Source organism: Delftia sp. 11MD, from assembly GCF_050907895.1.
Lineage (GTDB): Bacteria > Pseudomonadota > Gammaproteobacteria > Burkholderiales > Burkholderiaceae_C > Comamonas > Comamonas tsuruhatensis.
This window is the reverse complement of the sequence record NZ_CP194333.1, coordinates 1,705,250-1,729,454: the sequence shown is the minus strand read 5'-3', so window position 1 is coordinate 1,729,454 and position 24,205 is coordinate 1,705,250. Positions and strand designations below refer to the sequence as shown.

General features: G+C 66.7%; 21 protein-coding genes. 12 read left to right on the top strand and 9 right to left on the bottom strand.

Translation table 11 applies throughout. The features are described from left to right. Positions 1 to 75: 75 nt before the first annotated feature. The 6 genes from ACRSCF_RS07790 to ACRSCF_RS07765 all read left to right on the top strand — a co-directional run bounded on the left by ACRSCF_RS07790 (position 76) and on the right by ACRSCF_RS07765 (position 5,399). On the top strand, positions 76 to 1,734 hold the full coding sequence (locus ACRSCF_RS07790; RefSeq protein ID WP_016447642.1) for a CTP synthase: 1,659 nt from the start codon (positions 76 to 78) through the stop codon (positions 1,732 to 1,734). A gap of 41 nt (positions 1,735 to 1,775) precedes the next feature. Further along, the gene (gene kdsA / locus ACRSCF_RS07785) at positions 1,776 to 2,633 is read left to right on the top strand and encodes a 3-deoxy-8-phosphooctulonate synthase (RefSeq protein ID WP_017404374.1); all 858 of its coding nucleotides are present in this window, start codon (positions 1,776 to 1,778) and stop codon (positions 2,631 to 2,633) included. A gap of 3 nt (positions 2,634 to 2,636) precedes the next feature. Next, the gene (locus tag ACRSCF_RS07780; protein WP_046240927.1) at positions 2,637 to 2,927 is read left to right on the top strand and encodes a DUF1330 domain-containing protein; all 291 of its coding nucleotides are present in this window, start codon (positions 2,637 to 2,639) and stop codon (positions 2,925 to 2,927) included. A 238-nt stretch (positions 2,928 to 3,165) separates the two neighbouring features. Beyond that, on the top strand, positions 3,166 to 4,452 hold the full coding sequence (gene eno, locus ACRSCF_RS07775) for a phosphopyruvate hydratase (RefSeq protein WP_012206907.1): 1,287 nt from the start codon (positions 3,166 to 3,168) through the stop codon (positions 4,450 to 4,452). A gap of 64 nt (positions 4,453 to 4,516) precedes the next feature. Next, positions 4,517 to 4,795 carry a cell division protein FtsB gene (gene ftsB, locus ACRSCF_RS07770; RefSeq protein WP_012206908.1) on the top strand — a complete coding sequence of 93 codons (279 nt, stop codon included), beginning with the start codon at positions 4,517 to 4,519 and terminating at the stop codon, positions 4,793 to 4,795. A gap of 175 nt (positions 4,796 to 4,970) precedes the next feature. Beyond that, the gene (locus tag ACRSCF_RS07765) at positions 4,971 to 5,399 is read left to right on the top strand and encodes a hypothetical protein (RefSeq protein ID WP_017404371.1); all 429 of its coding nucleotides are present in this window, start codon (positions 4,971 to 4,973) and stop codon (positions 5,397 to 5,399) included. Between the two features lie 12 nt (positions 5,400 to 5,411). Here ACRSCF_RS07765 and ACRSCF_RS07760 read toward each other — a convergent pair whose 3' ends face one another. After that, complete coding sequence (locus tag ACRSCF_RS07760; protein WP_017404370.1) at positions 5,412 to 6,404, bottom strand: Hsp33 family molecular chaperone HslO; 993 nt, start codon at positions 6,402 to 6,404, stop codon at positions 5,412 to 5,414. Positions 6,405 to 6,439: 35 nt separating this feature from the next. Continuing rightward, positions 6,440 to 6,964, bottom strand: a complete 525-nt coding sequence (locus tag ACRSCF_RS07755) for a gamma carbonic anhydrase family protein (RefSeq protein WP_016447648.1) — start codon at positions 6,962 to 6,964, stop codon at positions 6,440 to 6,442. A gap of 54 nt (positions 6,965 to 7,018) precedes the next feature. Here ACRSCF_RS07755 and ACRSCF_RS07750 point away from each other — a divergent pair, with 54 nt between their 5' ends. The 3 genes from ACRSCF_RS07750 to ACRSCF_RS07740 all read left to right on the top strand — a co-directional run bounded on the left by ACRSCF_RS07750 (position 7,019) and on the right by ACRSCF_RS07740 (position 10,639). After that, positions 7,019 to 7,825, top strand: coding sequence for a ferritin-like domain-containing protein (locus ACRSCF_RS07750; protein WP_016447649.1), 807 nt, complete (start codon positions 7,019 to 7,021; stop codon positions 7,823 to 7,825). A gap of 188 nt (positions 7,826 to 8,013) precedes the next feature. Then, on the top strand, positions 8,014 to 9,291 hold the full coding sequence (locus ACRSCF_RS07745) for an EAL and HDOD domain-containing protein (protein WP_016451246.1): 1,278 nt from the start codon (positions 8,014 to 8,016) through the stop codon (positions 9,289 to 9,291). Between the two features lie 58 nt (positions 9,292 to 9,349). After that, positions 9,350 to 10,639 (top strand): EAL and HDOD domain-containing protein, encoded by a 1,290-nt coding sequence (locus tag ACRSCF_RS07740; RefSeq protein WP_016447651.1) that lies wholly within the window; start codon positions 9,350 to 9,352, stop codon positions 10,637 to 10,639. Positions 10,640 to 10,735: 96 nt separating this feature from the next. Here ACRSCF_RS07740 and ACRSCF_RS07735 read toward each other — a convergent pair whose 3' ends face one another. From ACRSCF_RS07735 to ACRSCF_RS07725, 3 genes are all read right to left on the bottom strand, one after another. Next, positions 10,736 to 11,734: a Bug family tripartite tricarboxylate transporter substrate binding protein gene (locus ACRSCF_RS07735; RefSeq protein WP_016447652.1), complete on the bottom strand. Its 999-nt coding sequence runs from the start codon at positions 11,732 to 11,734 to the stop codon at positions 10,736 to 10,738. Positions 11,735 to 11,865: 131 nt separating this feature from the next. Beyond that, positions 11,866 to 12,822 (bottom strand): site-specific tyrosine recombinase XerD, encoded by a 957-nt coding sequence (xerD, locus tag ACRSCF_RS07730; RefSeq protein WP_052151639.1) that lies wholly within the window; start codon positions 12,820 to 12,822, stop codon positions 11,866 to 11,868. A gap of 103 nt (positions 12,823 to 12,925) precedes the next feature. Further along, on the bottom strand, positions 12,926 to 13,888 hold the full coding sequence (locus ACRSCF_RS07725; protein ID WP_016447654.1) for a tripartite tricarboxylate transporter substrate binding protein BugE: 963 nt from the start codon (positions 13,886 to 13,888) through the stop codon (positions 12,926 to 12,928). A gap of 327 nt (positions 13,889 to 14,215) precedes the next feature. Between ACRSCF_RS07725 and ACRSCF_RS07720 the strand changes: the two genes are divergently transcribed. Next, on the top strand, positions 14,216 to 15,124 hold the full coding sequence (locus ACRSCF_RS07720) for an AEC family transporter (RefSeq protein ID WP_034364200.1): 909 nt from the start codon (positions 14,216 to 14,218) through the stop codon (positions 15,122 to 15,124). Positions 15,125 to 15,145: 21 nt separating this feature from the next. Here the strand turns inward: ACRSCF_RS07720 and ACRSCF_RS07715 are convergent, their stop codons facing one another. Then, the gene (locus ACRSCF_RS07715) at positions 15,146 to 16,039 is read right to left on the bottom strand and encodes a LysR family transcriptional regulator (RefSeq protein WP_432675470.1); all 894 of its coding nucleotides are present in this window, start codon (positions 16,037 to 16,039) and stop codon (positions 15,146 to 15,148) included. 231 nt (positions 16,040 to 16,270) lie between these two features. Between ACRSCF_RS07715 and ACRSCF_RS07710 the strand changes: the two genes are divergently transcribed. After that, positions 16,271 to 17,659 carry a sodium:solute symporter gene (locus tag ACRSCF_RS07710; protein WP_244387904.1) on the top strand — a complete coding sequence of 463 codons (1,389 nt, stop codon included), beginning with the start codon at positions 16,271 to 16,273 and terminating at the stop codon, positions 17,657 to 17,659. 14 nt (positions 17,660 to 17,673) lie between these two features. After that, entirely contained in the window at positions 17,674 to 18,744 is a 1,071-nt protein-coding gene (gene speB, locus ACRSCF_RS07705) for an agmatinase (RefSeq protein WP_016447658.1), read from the top strand. Here speB and ACRSCF_RS07700 read toward each other — a convergent pair. From ACRSCF_RS07700 to queG, 3 genes are all read right to left on the bottom strand, one after another. Next, positions 18,741 to 19,766, bottom strand: a complete 1,026-nt coding sequence (locus ACRSCF_RS07700) for a helix-turn-helix transcriptional regulator (protein ID WP_198818635.1) — start codon at positions 19,764 to 19,766, stop codon at positions 18,741 to 18,743. The two genes, speB and ACRSCF_RS07700, sit on opposite strands and share 4 nt — an antisense overlap. A gap of 224 nt (positions 19,767 to 19,990) precedes the next feature. Next, positions 19,991 to 23,026, bottom strand: a complete 3,036-nt coding sequence (locus tag ACRSCF_RS07695; RefSeq protein WP_034364203.1) for a diguanylate cyclase — start codon at positions 23,024 to 23,026, stop codon at positions 19,991 to 19,993. Between the two features lie 114 nt (positions 23,027 to 23,140). Then, positions 23,141 to 24,196 (bottom strand): tRNA epoxyqueuosine(34) reductase QueG, encoded by a 1,056-nt coding sequence (gene queG, locus ACRSCF_RS07690; protein WP_034399415.1) that lies wholly within the window; start codon positions 24,194 to 24,196, stop codon positions 23,141 to 23,143. Between the last annotated feature and the right edge of the window lie 9 nt (positions 24,197 to 24,205).

The following is a 24,205-nucleotide window of genomic DNA, read 5'->3' as shown; positions in this document are numbered from 1 at the left end:
TCCGAGCAGCCCCGCGCGGCGCGGCGAATTCGGCGGCGCATCTATAATCCTGCTTTACCACCACCAATAAAAGACATGACCAAATTTGTCTTCGTCACAGGCGGTGTGGTGTCTTCCCTGGGCAAGGGAATCGCCTCAGCCTCCCTTGCTGCGATCCTCGAATCGCGCGGCCTCAAAGTCACTCTCATCAAGCTGGACCCGTACATCAACGTGGACCCGGGCACCATGTCGCCCTTCCAGCACGGTGAAGTGTTCGTGACCGACGATGGCGCAGAGACCGATCTGGACCTGGGCCACTACGAGCGTTTCATCGAAACGCGCATGAAGCAGTCCAACAACTTCACCACCGGCCGCATCTACCAGAGCGTTCTGGAGAAGGAGCGCCGCGGCGACTACCTGGGCAAGACCGTGCAGGTGATCCCTCACGTGACCAATGAAATCCAGGAGTACATCAAGCGCGGCGCCGGCATCGGCACGCCGGATGCCGTGGACGTGGCCATCTGCGAAGTCGGCGGCACGGTGGGCGATATCGAGTCCCTGCCCTTCCTCGAAGCCGTGCGCCAGCTGGCCCTCAAGCAGGGCCCCAACAACACGGCCTTCGTGCACCTGACCTACCTGCCCTGGATCGCCACGGCTGGCGAGCTCAAGACCAAGCCTACGCAGCACACCGTGCAGAAGCTGCGCGAGATCGGCATCCAGCCCGACGCCCTGCTGTGCCGCGCCCAGCACCGCGTGCCGGACGAGGAAAAGGAAAAGATCTCGCTGTTCACCAACGTTCCCGAATGGGGCGTGATCTCCATGTGGGACGTGGACACCATCTACAAGGTGCCCCGCATGCTGCACGAGCAGGGCCTGGACGGCCTGATCTGCGACAAGCTGCGCCTGAACACGCCGCCCACCAACCTCAAGCGCTGGGATGACCTGGTCCACGAGACCGAGCACCCGCAGGGCGAGGTCAAGATCGCCATGGTCGGCAAGTACGTCGAGCTGTCGGACGCCTACAAGTCCGTCAACGAGGCGCTCAAGCACGCCGGCATGCAAAGCCATGTGGCCGTGAAGATCACCCATGTGGACTCCGAGACCATCAGCGACGCCAATGCGCGCGACAAGCTCTCGCAGTACGACGCCATCCTCGTGCCCGGCGGCTTCGGCTCTCGCGGCGTGGAAGGCAAGATCTCCACGGCCCGCTACGCCCGCGAAAACAAGGTGCCCTACCTGGGCATCTGCCTGGGCATGCAGGTGGCCACCATCGAATACGCCCGCCATGTGGCCGGCCTCGAAGGCGCCAACTCCACCGAGTTCGACCCCAAGTCCGCCAACCCCGTGATCGCCCTGATCACCGAGTGGAAGGATGCCGACGGCACGGTCAAGACCCGCGACGAGAACTCCGACCTGGGCGGCACCATGCGCCTGGGCGCGCAGTCCTCCGACGTGCAGGCCGGCACGCTGGCCCACAGCATCTACGGTGACGTGGTCACCGAGCGCCACCGCCATCGCTATGAAGCCAACGTCCAGTATCTGGACCAGCTGCGCGAAGCGGGCCTGGTGATCTCGGCGCTGACCCAGCGTGAGCAGCTGACCGAGATCGTCGAACTTCCCAAGGAAGTTCACCCCTGGTACATCGGCGTGCAGTTCCACCCCGAGTTCAAGTCCACGCCGTGGAGCGGCCACCCGCTGTTCAATGCCTTCGTGAAGGCTGCGATCGAGCGCCAGAAGGCACCGCGCAAGTCCTGAGCCCCGCAACGCCGCCCACCATTTCCCAAGGAATCCCCACCATGAAACTCTGCGGCTTCGACGTCGGCCTCGACCGGCGCTTCTTTCTCATTGCAGGCCCCTGCGTCGTCGAGTCCGAACAGCTGCAGATGGACGTGGCGGGGCAGCTCAAGGAAATCACGGCGGCCCTGGGCATCCACTTCATCTTCAAGAGCAGCTACGACAAGGCCAACCGCAGCTCGGGCGCCAGCTTTCGCGGCCCGGGCATGGACAAGGGCCTGGAGATCCTCGCCAAGGTGAAGAAGGACCTGCAGGTCCCCATCCTGACCGACGTCCACACCGAGGCCGAGATACCGGCCGTGTCCCAGGTCGTGGACGTGCTGCAGACGCCGGCCTTCCTGTGCCGCCAGACCGACTTCATCCGTGCCGTGGCCCAGTCGGGCCGGCCGGTGAACATCAAGAAGGGCCAGTTCCTGGCCCCGCATGACATGAAGAATGTCATCGACAAGGCCCGCGCCGCCGCCAAGGAGGCCGGCCTGCCCGAGGACAGCTTCATGGCCTGCGAGCGCGGCGCCAGCTTCGGCTACAACAATCTGGTCTCGGACATGCGCAGCCTGTCCATCATGCGCGAGACCGGTGCGCCCGTTGTCTTCGATGCCACGCACAGCGTGCAGCTGCCCGGCGGCAACGGCACCAGCAGCGGCGGCATGCGCGAGATGGTGCCCGTGCTCTCACGTGCGGCCGTGGCCGTGGGCGTGGCGGGCCTGTTCATGGAAACCCATCCCAATCCTCCCTGCGCCCTCAGCGACGGCCCCAACGCCGTGCCGCTCAAGCACATGAAGGCCCTGCTCGAAACCCTGGTCGCGCTCGACGACGTGACCAAGAAGAACGGCTTCCTCGAAAACGACTTTGGAGTCTGACCCATGGCCAGCGGCTACATCATTGCGTCCGTCACCGTCACCAAGCCCGAGCAGTACGAGGAGTACCGCAAGTGGAGCACCGAGGCCATGCGCGCGCATGGCGCCGAAGTCTGCGTGCGCGGCGGCAAGGTCGAAGTGCTCGAAGGCGACTGGAATCCCGGCCGCACCGTGATCCTCAAGTTCACCAGCTTCGAAGCCGCCAAGGCTTTCTACGACACGCCCGAGTACCTGCGTGCCCGCGAAGCCCGCGAAGGCGCGGCCATCATGCGCATGGTCTGCGTCGAGGGCGTCTGACCGCGGCCAGCGATACCCGGCCCGTCAAGAGCGCAGCGCATACAAAGCCATCCACCCAATTTGTGCACAATGGCCGCCGCCCGATCGCAGATACTGCGCCGCGGAGCATGGCCGTGCACGGTGGCGCGGCAGCCTGCCACGCCACCGACCACCCATACCGCTTGCCCGGCAAGCACCAGGGCGCAACCTCACCGGAACCCGCCTGCACACCGATTTCAAAAACCGCAAAGGAAATGCCATGAGTGCAATCGTTGACATCGTAGGCCGCGAAGTGCTGGACAGCCGCGGCAACCCCACCGTCGAGTGCGACGTGCTGCTGGAATCGGGCGTGATGGGCCGCGCGGCCGTGCCTTCGGGCGCGTCCACCGGCTCGCGCGAAGCCATCGAGCTGCGTGACGGCGACAAGAGCCGCTACCTGGGCAAGGGCGTGCTCAAGGCCGTCGAGCACATCAACACCGAGATCTCCGAAGCCGTGCTGGGCCTGGACGCCTCCGAGCAGGCCTTCCTGGACAAGACCCTGATCGACCTGGACGGCACGGACAACAAGGGCCGCCTGGGCGCCAACGCCATGCTGGCCGTCTCCATGGCCGTGGCCCGCGCCGCCGCCGAAGAGGCCGGCCTGCCGCTGTACCGCTACCTGGGCGGCATGGGCGGCATGCAGCTGCCCGTGCCGATGATGAACGTCATCAACGGCGGCGCACACGCCAACAACAGCCTGGACCTGCAGGAATTCATGATCATCCCCGTGGGCGCGCCTTCGTTCCGCGAAGCCGTGCGCTGGGGCGCCGAAGTCTTCCACGCGCTCAAGAAGATCATCCACGACAAGGGCATGAGCACGGCCGTGGGCGACGAAGGCGGTTTTGCGCCTTCCGTGGAAAACCACGAAGCCGCCATCCAGCTGATCCTGCAGGCCATCGAGAACGCAGGCTACAAGGCCGGCGAACAGATCGCCCTGGGCCTGGACTGCGCCGCCAGCGAGTTCTACAAGGACGGCATGTACGTGCTGGCCGGTGAAGGCAACCTGACGCTGACCGCCACCCAGTGGACCGACATGCTGGCCGGCTGGTGCGACAAGTACCCCATCATCTCCATCGAGGACGGCATGGCCGAAGGCGACTGGGATGGCTGGAAGATCCTGACCGACCGCCTGGCCGCCAAGGTCCAGCTGGTGGGCGACGACCTGTTCGTCACCAACACCAAGATCCTGAAGGAAGGCATCGACAAGAAGATCGCCAACTCCATCCTGATCAAGATCAACCAGATCGGCACGCTGACCGAAACCTTCGCCGCCATCGAAATGGCCAAGCGCGCAGGCTACACGGCCGTGATCTCGCACCGCTCCGGTGAAACCGAGGATTCGACGATTGCCGACATCTCGGTGGGCACCAATGCCGGCCAGATCAAGACCGGCTCGCTGAGCCGTTCGGACCGCATCGCCAAGTACAACCAGCTGCTGCGCATCGAGGAAGACCTGGGTGACATCGCCCACTACCCCGGCCGCGAGGCTTTCTACAACCTGCGCTGAAAAGCGTTAGGCTTGCAAGCCATCGGGCCTGCAAGCCTTTTTCCTTTCCGCAACATCTGCTGCCATGGTCAACCGCGTCGTCCCCCTTGTCCTGCTCGCCCTGCTCGCCGCCGTGCACGCGCAGTTGTGGCTGGGCCACGGCAGCGTGGCCTACGTCAAGGAACTGCAGCAGCAGATCCACGACCAGAACGTGGCCAACGCGCTGGAAAAAGCCGAGAATGACCGCCTGGCCTCCGAGGTCAACGACCTCAAGGACGGCCTGGCCATGGTCGAGGAAAAGGCCCGCAGCGAACTGGGCATGGTCAAGCCCAACGAGATCTTCGTGCAGATCGTGCGGCGCTGAGGATTGGGATTTCCTGCACCAAGGCCGGCTTCATGCCGGCCTTGTGCTTTTGCAACAAGGCGCCTGCGCCCCTTGCCCGGGCCTGCGCGCAAGCCGAGACAGGTACTTGGACACAGACCGCTTGCCCCCGCCCCCGGTGATTCTTCTGGGATCGCCACCCGCGCTCGCGCTTTCCATGGCCCATGCACTGCGCCAGGCCTGGCGGCACCACGGAGCATCTCCTGCCGACTGGCAATGCCTGGCGGCCGAGCCGGGGCAGTCTCTGCCGGAACATGGGGCCGTCTACCTGCTGGGACTGGATTGGAGAGCCTCCGTCACCGAGCACGAAGGGGTGAGCGATGGCCCTGCCGCACAGCTCCAGCATTGGCGCGACCAATTGCAAAGCCAGTCACGCGACTACGTGGTGCTCTACGGCAATACCGCCCGGCAATGGCAACAGCTGGCCGAGTCGCTCAGGCTCAAGGCTCCGCAAATGGACTGGTCCTGGCTGCCCGCAAGCCCCGCGCAAGGCAGCGCGCGCCTTCGCCCCTACGGCTGCGAGCAATGCAGCGACCCGGACTGCGAGCGGCGATTGTTCGACGCGCTGCGCAGCGGGCGAGACTGAAGCCGGGCGTATTTACTGGACGTTCGTCGAGGTCGGCGGCTGCTTGCCGGCCTCGGTGAACAGCTGGGCTGCGTCGATGGGATCGAATTCGTACTGCTTGCCGCAGAAGTCACAGCCCACCTCGATGCTGCCGCGCTCCTCCAGGATGCTCTCCACCTCTTCGGAGCCCAGCGACACCAGCATGGACGCCACACGGTCACGGCTGCAGGTGCACGCAAAGCGCGGATGCTCCTCGTCCTGCTGGGGCACGAAGCGCATCAGCTTCTCTTCCCAGAACAGGCGGCGCAGTATGGTCTCCACATCCAGCGTGAGCAGCTCGTCGCGCGTGAGGCTGGAGGCCAGCGTGGCGATACGGTTGTAGTCCTCGTTCAGCCCGATGGCATCCTGACCCGACTGCTCGCTTTCGGTGGCAGCGGCCAGGTTGGCCTCACCCTTGACCGGCATGCGCTGGATCAGCAGGCCGGCGGCCACCTGGTCGTCGGCCGCCAGCACCAGCACGGTGTCCAGCTGTTCCGACTGCAGCATGTAGTGCTGCAGCGCGTCGGACACCTTGGTGAAGCGCCGGCCCTGCGCATCCTGCAGCGGCACCACGCCCTGGTAGGGCTGCTGGCCCGGCTGGCGCCCCTTGGGGTCCAGCGTGATGGCGCAGCGGCCGCCGCCGTGCACATTGAGCAGTTGTTCCAGCGTGGCGCCTTCGGGAGGGTCGCCGATCAGGGTGGCGGTGGCGCGCAGGCCGAAATCGGACTGCACCTCGGCCACAGCCAGCTTGACCGGGCCATCGCCCATGACCTGGAAGACCAGGGCGCCGTTGAACTTGATATTGGACTGCATGAGCACGCCCGCAGCCGCCATTTCTCCCAGCAGTTCGCTCACGGCAGCGGGGTAGGCGCCGGTCTCGCCGTTGCCCGCGCGGCGCTGCAGGATTTCCTGCCAGGCATCGGTGAGGCGAACGATGGAGCCGCGCACGGGCAGGCCTTCGAAGATGAATTTATGCAGTTCAGACACGCTGATGGATTCCGTAAAAAAGTGCCGGGCCTCGCTCAGCCCAGCTTGCGCAGCCCGGTCTTGAACCGGCGCGCATTGTCGACATAGTGTTGGGCGCTGCGGCGCAAGCCCTCGATCTGCTCGGGCGTCAATTGGCGCACGGCCTTGGCCGGGCTGCCGATGATCATCGAGCCATCGGGAAATTCCTTGCCTTCGGTGATGAGGGCGCCTGCGCCGACCAGGCAGTTGCGGCCGATCTTCGCGCCGTTGAGCACCACGGCACCGATGCCTATCAGCGACTCGTCGCCAATGGTGCAGCCATGCAGCATGACCTGGTGGCCCACGGTCACGTGGCGCCCCACGACCAGCGGCTGGCCCAGGTCGGCATGCAGCACGCTCGCGTCCTGGATGTTGCTGCCCTCACCGATGGTGATGCTCTCGCAGTCGCCGCGCAGCACGGCGCCGAACCAGATGCTGGCGTCTTCGGCCAGCTGCACATTGCCCATCACTTCGGCGCTGTCGGCCACCCAGGCCGACGCCGCCACTTCAGGGGCCACTCCATCCAGTTCATAGATCGCCATGGGTCTTTGTCTCCGTCAATTATTGGTGATGGCAGGAAACCTAGAATTGTAGGGATGGAGTTACGTCACCGCGCCCTTGAGGTCTTGTGCCTCACGGACCCCGAAGAAAAGGCCGCCGCCGCGTTGGACATGTATGCGCGGCAGGCGCTTTATTCAATAGCACCGCAGGCACCGGCCCTGCCGGATCCCGCGCCGGACCTGCCGGGCCGCCCGCTGCGGCCCGAGCTGCGCCACCACACCGCCGTTGCAAGGCGTTCGCCGGCGACGCCGGAAGGCCGGGCCGTGCTGATGCACGCCATAGCCCACATCGAGTTCAACGCCATCAATCTGGCGCTGGACGCCGTCTGGCGCTTTGACGGCATGCCGCAGCAGTACTACCTGGACTGGCTGCAGGTGGCCGCCGAGGAGGCCAGGCACTTTCGCCTGCTGCGCGAGCATCTGCGTGCGCACCTGGGCCACGACTACGGCGATTTCCCGGCCCACCAGGGCCTGTGGACCATGTGCGAGAAGACCGCCCATGACGTGGTGGCCCGCATGGCCCTGGTGCCGCGCACGCTGGAGGCGCGCGGCCTGGACGCCACGCCCCAGATCCAGAACAAGCTGCGCAACACGCGCGCGCCCGATGCGCTGGCGGCGGTGGACATCCTCGACATCATCCTGCGCGAGGAAGTGGGCCACGTGGCCATAGGCAATCATTGGTACCGCTGGCTGTGCGAGCGCGAAGGCCTGGAGCCCGAGGCCCACTACCAGGCGCTGACCCTGCGCTACGAGGCGCCGCGCCTGCGCCCGCCCTTCAACGAACGCGCACGCCGCGCCGCAGGCTTCACCGATACTGAACTGGCCTGGTTGCAGCAGGTCTGAAGAAAGCCTGCCTGCGCCGTGCGGACAGGCCCAGGCCGCTCGTGAAGCCACACAATGGTTTACAAACTAGGATGGGTCCGACTCCGCAATCGGACTTGTCCCAGCAGACACTGCCTGTCGGCATATTTATTCAGAACATTCCTACAATTAGATCTGCTGCTTCCCGTGTCCCTTCGACCGAACACTCCATGACCGAATTGCCTGTCCATCTCTTCAACGATGCCCCTGTGGCCAGCCCCGCGTCCACGGATCGGGGAATGATTGCGCGCCAGGCCATCGTCAACGGGGTGCAGCAGATCATCGGCTATGAGCTTTTCAACCGTTCGCGCGCCTACCCGGACCATACGGCGGCCTCGGATGTGTCCCTGGTGTTCACGGCCCTGTCGCATGCGGGCGAAGAAGATCTGGTTGGCACCAAGCTGATGTTCGTCAACTGCACGCATGAAAGCCTGGCCGGCGGGCATCTGGAGCTGCTCAACCCCGACAAGGTGGTGCTGGAGATACCGCCGCTGGGCCTGGCCGCCCAGCAGGAGGTACAGGCCCGCCTGCCCATCCTCAGCAATCTGCGCGCACGCGGTTTCAACCTGGCCTTCAATCACACGGTGCTGGAGTCCGCCTATGCAGCCTGGCTGCCCCTGGCCGACTACATCAAGTTCGACCTGTCCGTGCTGGCCCCTGACCAGTTGGCCGTGCTGGTCAATTTTGCCGGCCGCCACACGCGCGCCGAGCTGATCGCCGAGAAGGTGGAAAGCGCCCAGCAGCATGAGCAGGTGGGCCGCCTGGGCATACAGCTGTTCCAGGGCTTCTGGTTCGCGCGGCCCACGGTGGTGCGCACCAAGCTGCTGTCGCCCTCGCAGCAAAGCATTGTCCAGCTGCTGAATCTGGTGCGCCAGCAGGCCAGCACCGATGCCATCGAGGATGTGCTCAAGAAAGATGCGGGCCTGGCCTTCAACCTGATGCGCCTGATCAATTCCGTGGGCTTCGGCGTGCAGCGCGAGATCACCTCGTTCCGCCAGGCCGTGATGCTCATGGGCCTCAAGAAGCTGTTCCGCTGGGCGGCCATGCTGCTGACCGCATCGCGCAACGGCGGCCCGCCGCCGGCCATCGGCCAGACCGCCGTGATCCGAGGGCGGCTGATGGAGCTGCTGGCCCAGGAATCGCTGAGCGAGGAAGACTCCGACCAGGCCTTCGTCGTCGGCATCTTCTCGCTGCTGGGCAGCATGCTGGACCTGCCGCAGGACGTGGCCATGAGCCTGATCCCCGTGCCCGACGCCGTCTCCGCCGCCGTGCTGCGCCACGAAGGCGTGCTGGGCGAGCTGCTGATCCTGGCCCAGGCCTGCGAAGCCAGCGACGATGCAGCCTTCCACCGCAGCGCAGGCGCGCTGCGCCTGAGCAGCCAGCAGATCAACTGGGCCCATCTGCAGGCCCTGGCCTGGACCGACCAACTGGCAGACAGCTCGCTATAGCTATAAGCTATAGAACGCCATCGAAAGCCATCGCTCATCCATCTTTCTCAGCTTCCAAATGACTACCAACGACAACTCCTCCGCTCCGCCGCCCCCCCTGCCAGCCGGGGTGGAGGACGGGCAGGTGGCCGTCATTGCGCGCCAGGCCATCGTCAACGAGGCGCGCGATGTCTTCGGCTATGAGCTTTTCGACCGCTCCACGGCCCAGCATGCGCACACGGCGGCCTCCGATGCCGCCCTGCTCTTCAACGCGCTGTCGTATGCGGGCGCCGAAGCGCTGGTGGGCAAGAAGACAGTCTTCATCAACTGCACGCATGACAGCCTGGCCGGCGGCCACCTGGAACTGATCCACCCCGACAAGGTGGTGCTGGAGGTGCCCACGCTGGGCGAGAACGCCACGGCTGCCGATATCGAGGAACGCCTGCCCACCTTCCAGGCCCTGCGCCAGCGCGGCTTCCGCCTGGCCTTCAACCAGCACCTGCTGCGCCGCGCCTATGCCAGCTGGCTGCCTGCGGCCGCCTTCATCAAGCTGGACATGCAGACCTTCGCACTGGCCGATGCCGAGACCCTGGTGAAGTTCGCGCGCGCCCATACCAATGCCCAGATCGTGGCCGAAAAGGTCGAGACCTCCGAGCAGTTCGAGCGCATGCGCGACCTGGGCGTGCGGCTGTTCCAGGGCTTTTGGTTCGCCCAGCCGCAACTCGTGCAGGCGCGCACCATCCGCCCCACGCAGGCCACAATCATCCAGCTGATCAATCTGGTGCGCCAGCAGGCCAGCACGGACGAGATCGAAGCCCTGCTCAAGAAGGATCCCACGCTGTCCTTCAACCTGCTGCGCTTCATCAACTCCTCGGGCTTCGGCCTGTCGTGCGAGATCACCTCGTTCCGCCACGCGGTGATGATCCTGGGCCTCAAGAAGCTGTTCCGCTGGGCGGCCCTGCTTTTGACCACTTCGCGCGCGGGCGGCACGCCGCCGGCCGTGGGCCAGACCGCCGTGGTCCGCGGGCGCCTGATGGAGTTGCTGACGGCCGAGCTGCTCTCGCCCGAGGAGTGCGACAACGCCTTCGTGGTCGGCGTGTTCTCGCTGCTGGACGTGATGCTGGGCCAGCCCATGGAAAAGGCGCTGGAGTCCATCGCCCTGCCCCAGCCCGTGATCGATGCGCTGGTGCACAACAAGGGCGTGTTCGCGCCCTTCCTGGAGTTGACGCGTGCCTGCGAAAGCGGCGATGACGAAGGCTTCGCGCGCGCAGCCAATGCACTGCAGCTGTCCAACCACCAGGTCAACTGGGCGCATCTGCAGGCCCTGGCCTGGGCCGACAATCTCACGGCGGACGAGCCCATGGCATAGGCGGGCCCCGCACATCCGGCACCAAAGACAAAGGGCTTGCGGCCATGACGGCTGCAAGCCCTTTTTGCATGGGCGCCGGTGGCGCCCTGCGCTCCATCAATTGAGCTTGATGCCGGCTGCGCGAATGATGCGCGCGTTGGACTGGGACTCGGCCTCGATCTGGCGTGCAAAGTCCTCGGCCTTGCCGCCCATGGCCACGTTGTCGGTGGCCTCCAGCTTGGCGCGCATGTCCGGCTGGGCCAGCACCTGGTTGATCTCGGCATTGAGCTTTTGCAGCACGGGCGCAGGCGTTCCAGCGGGCGCGAAGATGCCGAACACCGAGGTCATGTTGGCGCTCTTGTAGCCCAGTTCGGCCAGCGTGGGAACGCCGGGCAGCGACTCCAGGCGCTGGGGTGCACCCACGGCCAGGGCCTTGAACTTGCCCGCCTTGATGTGCTGCAAAACGGCCGGGCCGGCATTGGTGGACAGCACTTCGAACTGCGCGCTCAGGCCGTCATTGAGCTGCTGCCCGCCGCCCTTGTAGGGAATGTGCGTGATCCGGACCTGCGAGGCATGCATGATCTGCTCGAGCATGATGTGGCCCAGCGAGGCCAGGCCGGCCGTGGCCCAGCGCACTTCGCCGGGCTGCGCCTTGGCCTGGGCCACCAGCGCATTGAAGTCGGCCGCCGTGGAGCGGGCCGTGCCCAGCAGCAGCACGGGCGAGTACATCACGCTGGTCACGGGCACCAGGTCGCGCTGCGGATCGAACAGGGGCTTGCCCAGGTGCGGGCTCAGCGTCAGCGGGCTGATGGAGGAAAAGCCCAGCGTGTAGCCATCGGGTGCGGCCTTGGCCACCAGGTCCAGGCCGATGGCGCCGCCGGCGCCGGCCTTGTTGTCCACCACCACAGGTTGGCCCAGGCGGGCGGCCAGCTTCTCGCCCAGGGCGCGGGCCACCACATCGCTGACGCCGCCGGCCGGGTAGGAAACCACCACGCGGATGGGCCGGCTGGGCCATGCCGCATCGGCAGCCGACGCAGACATCGGCAGGGCCGCGGCAGCCACCGTCGCCGCCAGCATGGAAGTCACCAGCACATGCCGGCGCAGGAAATCAGTCATCGAGAACTCCGCAGAAACACATCGAACACGGCGGTGATTGTTGTGCAAAGCACATATCCCCGAGGCGGGCTTTGCCACTTCGACGGTTTCAACGCCAGAAATAGGCAATCCGGCGAACCAACCACATCCAATCAACCACGCGGATGGTGCAAAGCGTGCAGGGCCTTGAGCCGCTCGCGCGCCACATGGGTGTAGATGGTGGTGGTGGAGATATCGGCATGGCCCAGCAGCATCTGCACCACGCGCAGGTCAGCGCCGTGGTTGAGCAAATGCGTGGCGAAGGCATGGCGCAGCGTGTGCGGCGACAGCGGTGCCGTAATGCCGGCTATCTGCGCACAGCGCTTGACGATGACCCAGAACATCACGCGGCTCATGGCAGCCCCGCGCTGGGTCACGAAGACCGCATCGCTGCGCTGCCCGCCCAGGATGGCGCCGCGCGCCGTGGCCAGGTAGCGTTCCAGCCACCAATGTGCCTCCTGGCCGAAAGGCACCAGTCTTTCCTTTTGCCCCTTGCCGGTCACGCGCAGCACGCCCGAGCGCAGATCGATGCCATGCATCGGCAGATCCACCAACTCGCTCACGCGCAGGCCGCTGGCGTACATCAGCTCCAGCATGGCGCGGTCACGCAGGCCCAGCGGCGTATCGACATCGGGCGCCTTGAGCAGCGCCTCCACCTGAGCCTGCGTCAGCGTATGCGGCACGCGCGGCGGCTGCCGTGCCGCCAGCATGCGCACCGTGGGATCGGCCGCAATGCGCTGCTCGCGCAGCGCCCAGTGGTAGTAGCGGCGCAGCACCGTCAACCGCCGGTTCGACGAGCTGGCCTTGGTCTGCTCCACGCGCACCGCGAAATAGCCCTGCAGCTCCAGCTCGCCCGCCGCATCCAGCGCCAGCGGCGGCCGCTGGTGCGCCAGCCACCGCCCCCAGGCCGTCAGATCCCGGCGATAGGCCGCCAGCGTATTGCGCGACAGCCCGTCTTCCAGCAGCAGCGCATCCATGAAAAGGTCCAGCGCATCCAGGCTGGCCGGCAGCGGCGCGGGCCAGGATGCAGGATCGGCAGCAGGTTCGGCTTCGGCAACCGAGGGGGACATGATGGAAGCGGCAGGCACTTGGGACATCCCATCAAGCCTACAACGAAAAAACCCGAGGTCCGCAAGGAACCTCGGGCTCTGATCCAACCGCTCAGGGCGGTGCTTACTCCAGCGTGAGTTTTTGCTGGGCAACCACCTTCTTGTAGGTCTCGTACTCTTCCTTGATCTGCTTGGCGAACTCTTCAGGCGAGTTGCCGATGACCAGGGAGCCCGTGTCCTCGATGCGCTTGCGCACGGCCGGGTCCTGCAGCACCTTGCGCACGGCGGCGTTGATCTTGTCCACCACGTCCTTGGGCATGTTCTTGGGGCCCAGGATGCCGTAGTAGGCCATGCGGTTCACCGGCTCCAGGCCCACTTCCTTGAAGGTGGGCACATTGGGCAGCACGGCCAGGCGCTGGGGCGCGGCCACCACGATGGGCACCAGGCGGTTGTCCTTGATGAAGGGCAGGGCCGAGGGCAGGTTGTCCAGCACCATGGGCACCTGGCCCGCCACCACGTCGTTGAGCGCGGGGCCCGCGCCGCGGTAGGGGATGTGGGTGACGAAGGTGTTGGTCAGGCTCTTGTACAGCTCCATCAGCATGTGCTGGATGCCGCCCGTGCCCGAGGACGCATAGGAGTACTTGCCCTGGGACTTCTTGAGTTCGGCCTCGAAGCTCTTGTAGTCCTTGGCAGGGAACTTGGGGTTCACCGCGATCACGTTGGGCGTGGCCGCCACATTGATGATGGGCGTGAAGTCCGTCAGCGTGTTGTACGAGATCTTGGGATTGATCGCGGGGTTGGTCGCCGTGGTCGAGACCGTGGCGATGCCCAGGCTGTAGCCATCGGGCTGCGAGCGCGCGGTTTCCATGGCGCCGATGACGCCACCGCCGCCGCCGCGGTTGTCCACCACCACGGGCTGGCCCAGTTCCTTGGTCAGGGGTTCGGCGATCACGCGGGCGATGATGTCGGTCGTGCCACCGGGGGCGAAGGGCACCACCAGCTTGATCGGCTTGGTGGGATAGGCCTGGGCCAGGGCTCCGGTGCTTGCGAGGACCAGGGTCAGTCCCATCCAGCTGCGACGATTCATACAGGATCTCCTTTTGGGGGTCGTGTTGACGAAGAGGTTTTCATGGACATCCGCAAGGCCGTGCCTGCGGATGGATGGTCTGCGAAACGAAGGCTCGCAAACGCTGCCACGGAACAGCCATGGTGGGGCCTGGAGCCCGCTGCGCGCTTGACGGTCGTCAGGACCTGCGCTTTCGGATCGGCTGTGTGGACCCCAGCGATGCTAAGGCCCGGGGCCCGGTTGTCACAGTTTGTCGCAGCACTGATTTCCCGGTGTTTACCCCTAGCCTCGCGCCATGGTTTCTCGGGAGACGCGGCGACTGCGGGGTTGCGCTTATGCTCTGCCCCCGTGAACTACGCCGTGCTGCTCTTCCCCGATTTTTCGCTCATCGTGCTTGGCTACGTGCTGTGCCGCTTCACACAGCTCAATCGCACGGTCTGGCAGGCGGTGGAGGCGCTGGTGTACTACCTGCTGTTCCCGGTGCTGCTGTTCCACTCCATCGTCAAGAGCCCGGTGGACTGGGGTGCCACCTCCCACTTGCTGGCCGCTGGCGTGTGTGCGGCCCTGGTCGGCATCGGCCTGGCCTACAGCCTGCCCTGGTGGCCGGGCCTGCGCGGCCGCATCGATGTGCGCGAGCATGCCGGCGCCGTGCAGGTGGCGTTTCGCTTCAACTCCTTCATCGGCCTGGCGCTGGCCAGCCGTCTGGCGGGGCCTGAGGGCCTGCTGTTCATCTCGGTGCTGATCGGCGTGAGCGTGCCGCTGTGCAATATCGCGGCCGTCTGGCCCATGGCGCGCGGCAGCAACCAGCACTTCCTGGGGCAACTGGTGCGCAATCCGCTGATCGTGGGCACGCTGTCGGGCCTGGTGTTCAGCGCGCTGGGGCTGAAGCTGCCCGCGCTGCTCGAGCCGTCGATCTCCCGCATAGGCGCAGCCTCCATCGCGCTGGGCCTGATGTCGGCCGGCGCCGGCATGCAGTTCGGCGCGCTGGCCGCCGGCAAGCTGCTGGCCGTGTGCCTGCTGGCCGTGCGGCATCTGGTGCAGCCGCTGATCGCCTATGCCATGGTGCGGGCATTTGGCCTCAGCGGTGCGCAGGCGCTGATCCTCATGGCCTTCTCGGCCCTGCCCACCGCATCGTCATGCTATGTGCTGGCCGCGCGCATGGGCTACAACGGCTCGTATGTGGCGGGGCTGGTCACGCTGTCCACGCTGCTGGGCGTGCTCAGCCTGCCCTTTGCGCTGAGCCTGCTGCAGTTCTGATGCCGCTGTGCCACGGCGCCCCTACAGCACGGCACGCATGTCGTCCGTGAAGGCGGCCGTGATGTCGTCCTGGCGTGCGCGCTTCCTGGCCACCATGGTGATGTCCACGTCATAGCTGAAGAGGGATTCGTCCAGCGCGTGCAGCAGGCCGGCAGCCACATAGGGCGCCGTGTAGTGCTCGGGCAGGTAGCCCAGGTGGGCGCCTGACAGGATGAGGATGGCGGCCGCCTCCATGTTGTCCGCCTCCGAGGTGACATGGCGCGGGCGCCCCGTCAGCGGCGCCTGCGGCAGTGGATAGGTGCGCCAGGTCCAGTCGGCTTCGCCAGCCTCCTGCGCGCCGATGCGGCCCGCGCGCGCGGCAAAGGGATGGCTGGCGCTGCAATAGGCCACCTGCCTTTCGCTGAACAGCCGCGTGTATTCCAGCGCCGGGGCGCGGTGCAGGAAATAGCCCACGGCGACCTGCAGCTCATCGCGCAGCAGCATTTCCTCCAGCTCGCGCGGCCCGCGCACCAGCACCGACAGGCGCACGGCCTCGTCGCGCTGGCGAAAGCGCTGTATGGCCCGCCCCATCAACGCGTTGTATTCCGTGGGTGCATTGCCGATCAGGCCGATGGCCAGGCTGCCGACCAGCTGCCGGTGCATGTTGCGCGCCTGCGCGCTGAATCCTTCCAGGCCCTGCAGCGCAGCGCGGGCCAGGTCGACGAAGCGCCGGCCCTTGGCCGTCAGGCGAAAGCCGCCGCGCCCGCGCTCGCACAGGCTGAACCCCAGGCGTGTCTCCAGCGTGGACAGCTGGCTGCTGAGCGTGGACTGCCCCACGCCAAGAATGGCCTGCGCAGCCGATACACCGCCCGCGTCGACGATGGCCAGAAACACGCGCAGCAGCCGCAGGTCGAGATCTGAAACGGTATGGAGCATGGGGTTTTCACTCAGCAAAGATCGATGTTCATCGATGTTTGTAGATGGAACTTGAAATGGATGCAAGCCCGGCTGCTGTCTAGCATTCACGGCTGTTGCGGCGCGCTTCGGTTCACCGGAGCACGCCGCCAGCGCAGAACAAGAGGGGCGGTCCGTGACATTCACTTGCGTGAATACCGCTGTTTCAGAAGGACCCTGCACACGGGGTCGGAACAAAAGGGGAGAGAGACCATGGTGCTTGATATCTCGGTGGTAGTGATCTACGCGGCAGCCATGCTGCTGCTGGGCTGGTACGGCATGCGCCGCGCGAAGACGCAGGAGGATTTTCTCGTGGCGGGCCGCAACCTCGGGCCGGGCCTGTACATGGGCACCATGGCTGCCACGGTGATCGGCGGGGCCAGCACGGTGGGCACGGTACGCCTGGGCTACGTGTACGGCATCTCGGGCTTGTGGCTGTGCGCGGCTCTGGGTGCGGGCCTGCTGGTGCTGAACCTGTTCCTGGCCAAGCCCCTGCTCAGGCTGCGCATCTGCACCGTGACCCAGGTGCTGGAGCGGCGCTACAGCGCCCGCACCCAGCAGGCCAGCGCACTGGTGATGCTGGCCTATGCGCTGATGCTGGCGGCCACGTCGGTGATCGCCATCGGCACCGTGATGCAGGTGCTGTTCGACCTGCCTCTGTGGATCTCCATCCTGGTGGGCGGGGGCGTCGTGGTCATCTACTCGGCCGTGGGCGGCATGTGGTCGCTGACGCTGACGGACATCGTGCAGTTCGTGATCAAGACCGCGGGCCTGATGCTGATCCTGCTGCCCATCTGCCTGTACCGCGTGGGCGGCTGGGACCAGCTGGTTGCACGGCTGCCTGCGTCCAGCTTCGATGTCACATACATCGGCTGGGACACCATCGCCACCTACTTCGTCATCTATTTCTTCGGAATCATGATCGGCCAGGACGTGTGGCAGCGCGTGTTCACGGCCCGCAGCGAACGCGTGGCCGCCGTGGCGGGCAGCCTCGCCGGCCTGTACTGCGTGGTCTACGGGCTGGTCGGCGCCCTGGTGGGCATGGCGGCGCGGGTGCTGCTCCCGGAACTGGACAATCCCAACAACGCCTTTGCCGCCATCGTGCAGGCCAGCCTGCCGGACGGCGTCCGCGGCCTGGTGATCGCTGCCGCGCTGGCCGCCATGATGTCCACCGCCAGCGCGGCCGTGCTGGCGGGCTCCACCGTGCTGGCCGAAGACCTCGTGCCCCTGCTGCGGCAAGGCAAGCCGCTGGCCGATGTGCGCTGGCACCGGCTGCTGACGCTGCTGGTGGGCCTTGCCGTGCTGGGCATCGCCCTGGTGGTGGACGACGTGCTCAACGCCCTGACCACCGCCTACAACCTGCTCGTGGGCGGCATGCTGGTGCCGCTGATCGGCGCCATCTACTGGCGCCGGGCCACCACGGCGGGCGCCATCGCCAGCATGCTGCTGGGCTGCGCCACGGCAGTGGTCTTCATGGTCCGCGACGGATTGGCCGCCAACACGCCGATCTACGCCAGCCTGGCCATGAGCACGGCCAGTTTCATCCTCATCAGCCTGGCGCAGCGCTCGCAGCAGCGCTCCCTGTCGGGCATCCAATCCTGAACCAAGGGACACCCATGACCCTCTTTACTGCAGACAGGCTGGCGGCGCTGCGTGCGCGCTTCGGCGGAGACAACGAGTCCGTCATCCACGATCCGCATTTCCGCACCGTGGCCGCCCACATCATCGACGCCAGCGGCACGCGCAGCGCACCCTACGCAGGCATTCCCACGCTGCTGGATACCCCCATGCACCCCATGGACTGGAGCCGCCCGGACTTCGGCGAACTGCAGGCCGCGCTGATCGGCGTGCCCATGGACCTGGGCATCAGCAACCGCAGCGGCTGCCGCTTCGGGCCCAGGGCGCTGCGCGCGATAGAGCGCGTGGGCCCCTACAACCATGTGCTCAGATCCGCGCCCACGCGCGAGCTGCGCGTGGCGGACATCGGCGACGTGCCGCTGTCCAGCCGCTACAGCCTGGAGCAGTCGCACCGCGACATAGAGTCAGCCTTCGCGAAGATCCATGCGGCCGGCGTGATTCCGCTGTCTGCGGGCGGAGACCACTCCATCACCCTGCCCATACTGCGCGCGCTGGGCCGCGACCGGCCACTGGCCCTGGTCCACTTCGATGCCCACTGCGATACTGGCGGCCCCTTCGACGGCAGCCGCTTCCACCACGGCGGCCCCTTTCGCCAGGCCGTGCTGGATGGCGTGCTCGACCCCACGCGGACCATACAGATCGGCATACGCGGTGCGGCCGAATATCTCTGGGAGTTCTCCTATGAGTCGGGCATGACGGTGATCCACGCAGAGGACCTTCCCGCGCTGGGCGTGGACGGCGTCATTGCCCGCGCACGCGAGGTGGTGGGCGATGCGCCCGTCTACGTCTCCTTCGACGTCGACTGCCTGGACCCGGCCTTTGCGCCCGGCACGGGCACGCCCGAGGTGGGAGGCCTGACGGTGCGCGAAGCCCAGGCCATGGTGCGCGGCCTGGCCGGCATCCACATCGTGGGCGGTGACGTGGTCGAGGTCTCGCCCGCCTACGACGCCACCACCAACACCGCCCATGCGGGCGCGCAGATGCTGTTCGAAATCCTCAGCCTGATCTGCGCACGCCACGCCGACCGAGGCGCCGCAAGCCCTGTCTAGGTGCCCGCCCCGTCCCCGTGCCAGATGGACGACCCCATGCCCTCCGCCCCCGGCTCACGCAGCAGCTCCAGCGGCGTGCTGCCGTAGCGTGCCCTGAAGCGCCGGGAAAAATGCGCGAGCGAGTTGAAGCCGCAGCGCTGCGAGATTTCCGTGACGCCCAGCGTTCCCGGCTTCGCTGCGCGCAGCAGCGCATGGGCGCGCTCCAGTCGATAGTCCATGAGTTCGGCGCTGAGGCTGGTGCCTTCGCGCGACAGCCGCGATTGCAGCGAGCGCACGGAAAGTCCCAGCCTCGATGCCACGCGCTCCGGCCCCAGCGCCGGGTCCGGATATTGGCGGGCGATCAATTGGCGCACCCGGCACAACAGCACGTGCATGGGCGCGTCAGGCCGGGCTGCAGCCCTTTCGGCCCCCGCCTGCAGCACGGTCTTCAATGTGTTGATGACCAGATCGGACAGCTGCGCGGACTCGCCCTCGGGCAGGGGAGCCTGCCATGCATGGATCAGTTGCATCTGCTGGACGAGCAGCTGCAACGACGCGCAGTCAGGCAGGCTGCGTGCCAGCAGTTGCGAAGCCATGCCTGCGCACGAATCGATCAGCGCCAGCGGCACGGCCAGCACGAGCAGGTCCACGGCTTCGTCCTGCCAGATGCGGTAGCCGCACCGCTCGTCCAGCAGGAACAGTTGGCCGGGCTGCGCATGCGACTCGCCGCCCGCAACCGCCGCGCCCGGCCCATCGAGCGCAGACACCCGGGCGCGGCCCTTGAGGTAGAGCAGGCACAGCAGGCTGGCCGGGCTCGCGCGCTGGCAACCCGCCTGCAGGCGCTGCATGCCGTGGCCCGCCGCCATCTGGATGCGGTTGAACACCACCGCGCCCACGCCACGCGATGTGAGCACGGCCTCGAAGCGCTCGGGCCGCGCCACCAGGGGCGTGTGCGGCATCTGCGCCTCACGGCTGGCATCGCTCCAGAATTGCGCTCGCCCCAGGGGAGCGACATGCATCGTGGACCACCGGTTGTATGTCATACATTCCTCGCCCGGCGCGCAGCGCGCGGACTGTTTTTGTGAGGGGCTGTGCGGGGAAGTCGATCGCGCCCCGGGGACTCGGGCAGACGGACCGACGACAGGGCCACGCGGCAGCATGAACCCTGGATTTTCGGGATTCCGGCGCCATCAGGCCATTGGACCATTCTGAAAATCGGCAGTCGACCGGGATGAATTCCTAGGCCGTTGCGCCGAAGCGGCCCGGATCACCGCGCGATGGCTGGCAGCCGCTCGCTCCACAGCGTGGACTGGTTGCGGCCATTGCGCTTGGAGTAGTACAGCGCCGCATCGGCCCGCTCCAGGCAGCCCTGGGCCGATGCATCGCTGCGCTGCAGCTCGTACACGCCCAGGCTGATGGTGATGTGCAGGTCTCCGGCCTTGCCCGCATCGATGGCCTGCCCGGCAATGGCTTCGCGCAGGCTTTCGGCGCGCCGCAGGCCCACCTCCGCATTGGTGTCGGACAGCAGCACGGCGAATTCCTCGCCGCCCAGCCGGCCCACCATGTCTTCCCTGCGCATCTCCTGCGCCACCGAGGCCAGCAGTTCCTTGAGCACGATGTCGCCCACCGCGTGGCCATAGCCGTCGTTCACCTGCTTGAAGTGGTCTATGTCCAGCATGATCAGCGTGGAATGCGCGACCAGGCCGCTGCGCAGATGGTCCAGCTCCATCGCCAGCCGCTCCAGGAAGGCGCGGCGGTTGGGAATGCCCGTCAGCGCGTCGGTCAGCGCCAGCGTTTCCAGCTGGGATTCGCGCTGCTGCCGCTCCGTCGCATCGTGGAAGACCCAGCAATGGCCGATGGAGCGGTCACCGTCGCGCAGCTGCATGCCCTCGATCTCCACATAATGGCCATCGGGCAGCGCATGCAGGGAGCGGCCGGCCACGGGCCCTGCGCTGAGCACGCCCGCCACCGACGCCGGCAGCAGCTGGATCAGCGCCGGCATGCCCAGCCCCACAAGGGCGGCAGGCGCCATGTCCAGTTGCAGGGCAGCGGCCAGCATGCGGTTGGCCGCCAGCACATGGCGGCCCTGCGCGTCGGTGACCAGGATGCCTGCGGGAAAGCGGTCGATGATGGCCTCCAGCCGGTGCTGGGTCTCGGCCAGCGCGGTCTCGGCGCGCCGGCGCGCATCGGTGTCGATCATGGTCCAGATGACGCGGCCATCGTCCTCGTCGGGGTCCAGCAGCGAGCCCTGCATGTCGAACCAGTGGTCCGAGCCCGACGGCATGCGCAGGATCCATTCCGTGCGCACCGTGCCGCGTGCGTTGAGCTGCCCGTACAGCTGGCCGAAGCGTTCGAAACTCTCGTCGCTGACATGCAGCGAGCGCAGGTTCACGCCACCGGGCAGCCGCTCCGTCTCGATCTGGAAGGTCTGCGCCGCGCGCTCGTTGGCATAGAGGATTTCGCGCTGGGGACCGGCCATCACGATGAGGGCGCTGCCCCGGTCCAGCAAGGCCTTGATCAGGCGGGACTGCTCCACGCGCTGCTGTATGTCGGTGTGCGTGCCCAGCATGCGCACGGGCTTGCCGTCGGCATCGCGCTGGGTGATCTCGCCGCGCGACTCCACCCACAGCCAGCTGTCGGCCGAGCCGCGCAGCCGCATCTCCACACGGAAGTCGGCACCGGCCTCGGCATGGCGCTGCAGCCGCGCCAGCACGCGCGCCCTGTCCGAGGGATGGACCATCGCGCAGAAGGCGTCGTAGTTCATGGGGAACTGGCCTGCCTCGAAGCCCAGCATCTGGTAGCAGCGCGCATCCCACTCCACATGGCCGCTGCGGCAGTCCCACTCCCACAGGCCGTCACGCACGGCGCCCACCGTCAGGCGCAGGCGCTCCTCGCTGTGGCGTATGGATTCCTGTATGGCCTGGTCCTGCGTGACGTCGTGCACATAGCCATGCCACAGCAGCGAGCCGTCTTCCTCCTGCTGCGGCCGGGCGTGGCCGTGCAGCCAGCGCAGCTCGCCTCCAGGCCCGTAGACGCGGTATTTGTGCTCCCAGACATCCTTGCGCCCCACGCTGTCCTGCACCGAGGTCGCCAGGGCGGGCAGATCCTCGGGGTGCACGCGCTTGAGCAGTTCATGGTCGGCGAACCGGACGACGTCGGCCCTTGCGCCATGCAGCTCGAAGAACCCCGGGCTGGTGAAGGGAAACTGGAACTGGCCATCCGCGCCGATGCGGAACTGGAACAGCCCCCCGGGCACCTCCTGCGCCAGCCGCGCGAAGCGCCGCTCGCCCTGCAGCCGCATGCGCTCGCTGAGCTGGCGCTGGCGCGCCAGCCACAGCGTCAGCAGTACGGCCAGCAGCAGCACCGCCGTGCCTATGCCATTGCGCAGCAGGCCGCGCTCCAGCGATTCCTCCAGCGATTCGAAGATGGCCTTCTTGTCCAGCCCTGCGCTGACGATCAGCGGATAGCCCTCCACCCTGCTCCAGGCATACATGCGCAGCACGCCATCGACCGAGGACTCGGCCTCGTAGGTGCCGCGCTCCATGGCCGGCGCGAACTGTGACACGCGCACATCGGAGACCGAACGCCCCATCACCTCGTCCTGTCCCTGAGAGCGCGCCAGATAGACACCGTCGGTGCGCAGCAGCAAGATCACGTCCTTGGCGCCATCGAAGATGGACTGGAAATACCCCGAGATGTAGTCGGGCGACAGCGACAGCACCAGCACGCCCGAGAAGCGCCCCTGGCGGTACAGCGCGCGGCTCAGCTGTATGGTCCATTTATGGGAGACGCGCCCCTGCACGGGCCGGCCGATGAACATCCCCATGGTCTCGCGGTTGGCATGGACCTGGAAATGCTCCCGGTCGCGGATCGAGACCTTGGCGGCCCGGGTCTGCGCATCCTGCTGCAGATTGGAGTAGACGATGTCCCCGCTCTCGTCGGCCACGGCGATCTGCAGGAAGGTGCCGGCCGGATAGGCATCGAAGGTGGTCTGCACGGCATGCTGAAAGACGTCGGCCTCGCCATCGGCAAAGTCGGACTCCAGGCCGCGCATGGTGTAGTCCAGGCCGGACAGCAGGGTCTGCACCTGCACCGAAACCGCATGCGACATCTGCCCCACGCGCAGCCAGGACTGGGCTTCGGTGAAGTTTCGCTGCGTGCGATGGCTGTCCACCAGCACCGTCCAGTACGCCACCGTGGCCAGCAGCACGCAGCACAGGCCTACCCAGACGGCCACGGCGGTCTGGGTGAGAGGTTCGGCGTTCAGCAGACGGAAAGGCTTTGCGCGCATATCGAACACCATGTTGAGTCACACAGACCCCGCGCCCTCAGGGGCGGTGGCCCGCAACAGGCCGCCGGGGAGCCCTCAGACTGAGCGCAACAATTCTTTCACACACCAGCGCCCCGGCTTATCAGCTCAATCCGATCTTTGCGACAGTGCCCAGGCCACATGCTCGCGCACCATGGCGTCGGGATGTTCGGCGCGGCTGGCCAGCGCCTGGCGCAGTGCCGTATCGCCGGTTTCACGCCAGGCGTTTCCCAGCGCCACGGCCACGTTGCGCAGCCAGCGCGCATGGCCTATGCGCCGGATGGGACTGCCTTCGGTCAGGCGCAGGAAGGTCGCCTCGTCCCAGGCGAAGAAGTGCACCAGCTGCCCGCCAGCCAGGATCTCGCGCGCATCGAAATCAGGCAGGCGGCTGGGCTGGGCAAACTTGTTCCAGGGGCAGGCCAGCTGGCAGTCGTCGCAGCCATAGATGCGATTGGCCATCAGCGGCCGCAACTCCTCGGGAATGGCGCCCGCATGCTCGATGGTCAGGTAGGAGATGCAGCGCCGCGCATCCACCCGGTGCGGCGCCACGATGGCGCCCGTGGGGCAGGCCGTGATGCAGGCTGCGCAGCTGCCGCAGTGCGCGGTCACCGGCGCCGTGGGCTCCAGCGCCAGATCCACATAGATCTCGCCCAGGAAGAACATGGAGCCCGCCTCGCGGTTGAGCACCAGCGTGTGCTTGCCACGCCAGCCCTGGCCGCTGCGCCGGGCCAGCTCGGCCTCCAGCACGGGAGCGGAATCGGTGAAGGCGCGGTGGCCGAAGGGGCCGACCTCCTGGGCGATGCGCTCTGCCAGCTTCTGCAGCCGGTTGCGCAGCACCTTGTGGTAGTCGCGGCCCCGGGCATAGACGGAGACGATGCCCTCGGCAGGCCGCTGCAGCCTCTCCCACTCCATGGCCTGCCAGGCGCCGGGCGCGTCGGCGGGCGTGTCGCGCGGCAGGTAGTCCATGCGGGCCGTGATCACGCTCACGGTGCCTGGCACCAGCTCGGCAGGCCGCGCGCGGCGCAGTCCGTGGGCCTGCATATAGTCCATCTCGCCATGGAACCCCTGGGCCAGCCACTGCATCAAACCCGGCTCCGCAGACGACAAATCCACGCCAGCCACGCCAATTTGGGAAAATCCCAGTTCGCGGGCCCAGCCTTGCATCAAAGGAAC

Bases quoted from the DNA above. Each gene is read 5' to 3' on its own strand.
- ACRSCF_RS07790 (WP_016447642.1), top strand. From the start codon at position 76: ATGACCAAATTTGTCTTCGTCACAGGCGGTGTGGTGTCTTCCCTGGGC.
- kdsA (WP_017404374.1), top strand. From the start codon at position 1,776: ATGAAACTCTGCGGCTTCGACGTCGGCCTCGACCGGCGCTTCTTTCTC.
- ACRSCF_RS07780 (WP_046240927.1), top strand. From the start codon at position 2,637: ATGGCCAGCGGCTACATCATTGCGTCCGTCACCGTCACCAAGCCCGAG.
- eno (WP_012206907.1), top strand. From the start codon at position 3,166: ATGAGTGCAATCGTTGACATCGTAGGCCGCGAAGTGCTGGACAGCCGC.
- ftsB (WP_012206908.1), top strand. From the start codon at position 4,517: ATGGTCAACCGCGTCGTCCCCCTTGTCCTGCTCGCCCTGCTCGCCGCC.
- ACRSCF_RS07765 (WP_017404371.1), top strand. From the start codon at position 4,971: ATGGCCCATGCACTGCGCCAGGCCTGGCGGCACCACGGAGCATCTCCT.
- ACRSCF_RS07755 (WP_016447648.1), bottom strand. From the start codon at position 6,964: ATGGCGATCTATGAACTGGATGGAGTGGCCCCTGAAGTGGCGGCGTCG.
- ACRSCF_RS07750 (WP_016447649.1), top strand. From the start codon at position 7,019: ATGGAGTTACGTCACCGCGCCCTTGAGGTCTTGTGCCTCACGGACCCC.
- ACRSCF_RS07745 (WP_016451246.1), top strand. From the start codon at position 8,014: ATGACCGAATTGCCTGTCCATCTCTTCAACGATGCCCCTGTGGCCAGC.
- ACRSCF_RS07740 (WP_016447651.1), top strand. From the start codon at position 9,350: ATGACTACCAACGACAACTCCTCCGCTCCGCCGCCCCCCCTGCCAGCC.
- ACRSCF_RS07735 (WP_016447652.1), bottom strand. From the start codon at position 11,734: ATGACTGATTTCCTGCGCCGGCATGTGCTGGTGACTTCCATGCTGGCG.
- xerD (WP_052151639.1), bottom strand. From the start codon at position 12,822: ATGTCCCCCTCGGTTGCCGAAGCCGAACCTGCTGCCGATCCTGCATCC.
- ACRSCF_RS07725 (WP_016447654.1), bottom strand. From the start codon at position 13,888: ATGAATCGTCGCAGCTGGATGGGACTGACCCTGGTCCTCGCAAGCACC.
- ACRSCF_RS07715 (WP_432675470.1), bottom strand. From the start codon at position 16,039: ATGCTCCATACCGTTTCAGATCTCGACCTGCGGCTGCTGCGCGTGTTT.
- ACRSCF_RS07710 (WP_244387904.1), top strand. From the start codon at position 16,271: ATGGTGCTTGATATCTCGGTGGTAGTGATCTACGCGGCAGCCATGCTG.
- speB (WP_016447658.1), top strand. From the start codon at position 17,674: ATGACCCTCTTTACTGCAGACAGGCTGGCGGCGCTGCGTGCGCGCTTC.
- ACRSCF_RS07700 (WP_198818635.1), bottom strand. From the start codon at position 19,766: ATGACATACAACCGGTGGTCCACGATGCATGTCGCTCCCCTGGGGCGA.
- ACRSCF_RS07695 (WP_034364203.1), bottom strand. From the start codon at position 23,026: ATGGTGTTCGATATGCGCGCAAAGCCTTTCCGTCTGCTGAACGCCGAA.
- queG (WP_034399415.1), bottom strand. From the start codon at position 24,196: ATGCAAGGCTGGGCCCGCGAACTGGGATTTTCCCAAATTGGCGTGGCT.